The sequence below is a fragment of the Streptococcus sp. 1559 genome, assembly GCF_013276735.1.
Classification (GTDB): Bacteria; Bacillota; Bacilli; order Lactobacillales; family Streptococcaceae; genus Streptococcus; species Streptococcus pseudopneumoniae.
The window spans coordinates 1-3,604 of the sequence record NZ_VMLO01000051.1 but is presented as its reverse complement, the minus strand read 5'-3'; the positions used below and the strand labels follow the sequence as shown (position 1 = coordinate 3,604).

At 41.0% G+C, this 3,604-nt stretch carries 3 protein-coding genes and 1 pseudogene; 1 reads left to right on the top strand and 3 read right to left on the bottom strand.

The window, feature by feature from the left end; genetic code table 11:
- Nucleotides 1-452: 452 nt before the first annotated feature.
- Nucleotides 453-1,757, bottom strand: a complete 1,305-nt coding sequence (gene eno, locus HT688_RS07410; RefSeq protein ID WP_000022821.1) for a surface-displayed alpha-enolase — start codon at nucleotides 1,755-1,757, stop codon at nucleotides 453-455.
- A 162-nt stretch (nucleotides 1,758-1,919) separates the two neighbouring features.
- On the opposite strand from eno, the gene HT688_RS07405 reads away from it, so the two are divergent.
- Nucleotides 1,920-2,366: a YueI family protein gene (locus HT688_RS07405; protein ID WP_000131076.1), complete on the top strand. Its 447-nt coding sequence runs from the start codon at nucleotides 1,920-1,922 to the stop codon at nucleotides 2,364-2,366.
- Here HT688_RS07405 and HT688_RS07400 read toward each other — a convergent pair.
- On the bottom strand, nucleotides 2,363-3,460 hold the full coding sequence (locus HT688_RS07400; RefSeq protein WP_138702470.1) for a glycerate kinase: 1,098 nt from the start codon (nucleotides 3,458-3,460) through the stop codon (nucleotides 2,363-2,365). The two genes, HT688_RS07405 and HT688_RS07400, sit on opposite strands and share 4 nt — an antisense overlap.
- A pseudogene (locus HT688_RS07395) lies at nucleotides 3,453-3,604 on the bottom strand (IS630 family transposase); the annotation flags it as partial. The gene HT688_RS07400 and the pseudogene HT688_RS07395, both read right to left, overlap by 8 nt.

The window sequence follows — 3,604 nt, the reverse complement described above, 5'->3', positions numbered from 1 at the left end:
GAGGACGTTAAAAGGTTACAGTGGAAAAAGATAAACCTTAGTCCGAATTCAATTACTCTCGTGATTTACGCATATAGGTTACGACTACCTTTTTGGACTTTAGAGTTTCTGGCCCCCTTATCCGCTATATACGCCTTACTATCACCTTCCTGTTCGTAGAGCCACGATTTCGCTATCCCTTCCTCTGACGATTCTTATTTCCAGTGTCAGACTTAAAACGGTCTATCCCCAGACCGTTTTAATCCGCTACCTCACGATAGTCAGGCTTGGGAATCGCTATTGGGTTCACCGGTAGCAGGTGCCCACCGAGGACTTACACCTCAGATGCACGACATGCCCGTCGTACCAAAAATAGCCCTTCGGATAAAATCCGAGGGGCTAGAAACGTTGTTAAATCAACGGCCGAACTTTTGAATTTCAAGGTTCGGGATAAAATAGTTTACTGAACTACTTTATTTTTTCAAGTTGTAGAATGATTTCAATCCACGGTATTCTGCTACTTCACCAAGTTGGTCTTCGATGCGAAGCAATTGGTTGTATTTAGCGATACGGTCTGTACGTGAAAGTGAACCAGTCTTGATTTGTCCTGCGTTAGTTGCAACTGCGATGTCAGCGATTGTTGAATCTTCAGTTTCACCTGAACGGTGTGATACAACGGCAGTGTAACCAGCTTCTTTTGCCATTTCGATAGCGTCGAATGTTTCAGTAAGAGTACCGATTTGGTTAACTTTGATAAGGATTGAGTTAGCAGCACCTTCTGCAATACCTTTTTCAAGGTAAGAAGTGTTTGTTACGAAGAAGTCATCACCAACCAATTGAACTTTACCACCAAGACGTTCAGTAAGAGCTTTCCAACCGTCCCAGTCATTTTCATCCATACCATCTTCGATAGTGATGATTGGGTATTTGTTTACCAATTCTTCAAGGTAGTCGATTTGTTCTGCAGCAGTACGTACAGCTGCTCCTTCACCTTCGAATTTAGTGTAGTCGTAAACTTTACGTTCTTTATCGTAGAATTCTGATGAAGCACAGTCAAATCCGATAAATACGTCTTTACCAGGAACATATCCAGCAGCTTCGATAGCAGCAAGGATAGTTTCAACTCCGTCTTCAGTTCCTTCGAAACGAGGAGCGAATCCACCTTCGTCACCTACGGCTGTTTCCAAACCACGAGATTTAAGGATTTTCTTAAGAGCATGGAAGATTTCAGCACCCCAACGAAGAGCTTCTTTGAATGATGGCGCACCAGCAGGTACAATCATGAATTCTTGGAAAGCGATTGGAGCGTCAGAGTGAGAACCACCGTTGATGATGTTCATCATTGGAGTTGGAAGAACTTTAGTGTTGAATCCACCAAGGTAGCTGTAAAGTGGGATTTCAAGGTAGTCAGCAGCAGCACGAGCTACAGCGATAGACACACCAAGGATTGCGTTTGCACCCAATTTACCTTTGTTAGGAGTACCGTCAAGAGCGATCATAGCACGGTCGATAGCTTGTTGATCACGTACATCGTAGCCAATGATAGCTTCAGCAATGATGTTGTTTACGTTGTCAACAGCTTTTTGTGTACCAAGACCACCGTAACGAGATTTGTCACCGTCGCGAAGTTCAACTGCTTCGTGTTCACCAGTAGAAGCTCCTGATGGAACCATACCACGTCCGAAAGCACCTGATTCAGTGTAAACTTCTACTTCAAGTGTTGGGTTACCGCGTGAGTCTAGGACTTCGCGAGCGTAAACATCAGTAATAATTGACATTTTTTACTCTCCTTTGAGTTAAATTTTTTACACCTCTATAATACCTTAAAAGCCCTCCTTTTTCAAGAAAAAACGTTATCTTTGTGCAAATTTTCCTTAACTTTATAAAGTAATCGCTTTCTTTTGTCTGTTTTATTCTAACTTTTATGATATACTGTTTTCATGACAGATTTATCAAAACAATTACTTGAAAAAGCTCATGGTGGGTTAAAAATAAATCCGGATGAGCAAAGACGCTATCTTGGTACTTTTGAGGAAAGAGTTCTTGGATATGTAGATATTGACACAGCAAATAGCCCTCAGTTAGAAAAAGGCTTTTTATTTATTTTAGAAAACCTTCAGGAAAAAGCAGAGCCACTATTTGTGAAGATTTCACCAACTATCGAATTTGACAAGCAAGTTTTCTACTTAAAAGAAGCAAAAGAAACTGATAGTCAAGCTACAATAGTATCTGAAGAGCATATTACTTCTCCTTTCGGCCTGGTTATTCATAGCAATGCACCCGTTCAAGTAGAAGAAAAAGACCTTCGACTTGCTTTTCCAAAACTTTGGGAAGTTAAAAAGGAAGAACCAGCCAAAACATCCTTATGGAAGAAATGGTTTAGCTAAATCTTGCACATATTTAATAAGTGCCCAATATTGGCAGCCATGCGCTCCAGATAGAGACTGGCATTTTTCAAACTATCTTCTAAAGGTTCACTTTTCTCCAAAATAGAAAAGACAGCTTGGATATTTTCAAATGGTAGGGGAGGTAAATCTTCAGCAAGACTACCGCAAATAGCAATAACAGGAACTCCAACAGGGGTTCTTTTTGCAACACCTATAGGCGCTTTCCCAGCAAAGCTTTGACTGTCAAGTCTTCCTTCTCCAACAACAACCAAGTCAGCATCTGAAACTTTCTTATCAAAGTTGGTTAAGTCCAAGCAGGTATCAATTCCAGACACGATACTTGCCTGAGCAAAGGCACACAAACCACCAGCAAGGTCTCCACCTGCTCCTGCTCCTTTAATTTCTAATGTTGCAGGTGAGAATTTTTCATAAAGATCTTGGATCGCCTGATCTACGACTGCAAACATAGTCGGATGTAGACCTTTTTGATTGCCAAAAGTGTAAGTCGCACCTTGATGACCACATAAGGGACTCACGACATCTGCTAAAATATGAATTTGAACACCTTCAGGAATTTTATAGCGATTTTCTGTTGAAACAGAAGCTAAGTTTAATAAGGATTGACCGGAAGCAGGCAAGACATTTCCATCCCTATCATAAAATTGATAACCTAAACCAGCAGCAATCCCCAGTCCTCCATCATTACTGGCCGTGCCACCAACACCGATATAAATATCTTTAATCCCTTTAGAAATGAGATGGAGAATCAACTCTCCAATACCACAAGTTTGGATTTGAAGTGGATTTCGTTTCTCTAGCGGAATTTTTCCAAGACCAACCAAGTCAGCTACTTCAAATAGTGCCAGTTCCCCTTTTTGAAAATAGCGCATGGCTTCTTTTTGTCCAGAAGGGTCTGTCACTTGGATCCATTTTTCTTTTAGGTCAAGAGAATGTCGGATAGCATCTACAGTACCTTCTCCCCCATCACCAACAGGGCAGAGGAGACATTCTACATCTGCTATCGATTGTTGGAAGCCTCTTTTTATTGCTTCAGCTACCTGTTGAGCTGTCAAGCTTTCCTTATACTCAATCATTTTCAAAAAGCAACCTTGTCCATTGTCTGCTGACAGTGGACTTTAAAACGCTTTTTTCCAGTCCTTGAATAACTTCTTGAAGCTTATCAATGACGGCTTCCAATGTTTGGAAAGCCTTATTTTTGAAACCTCGTTTTCGAATTT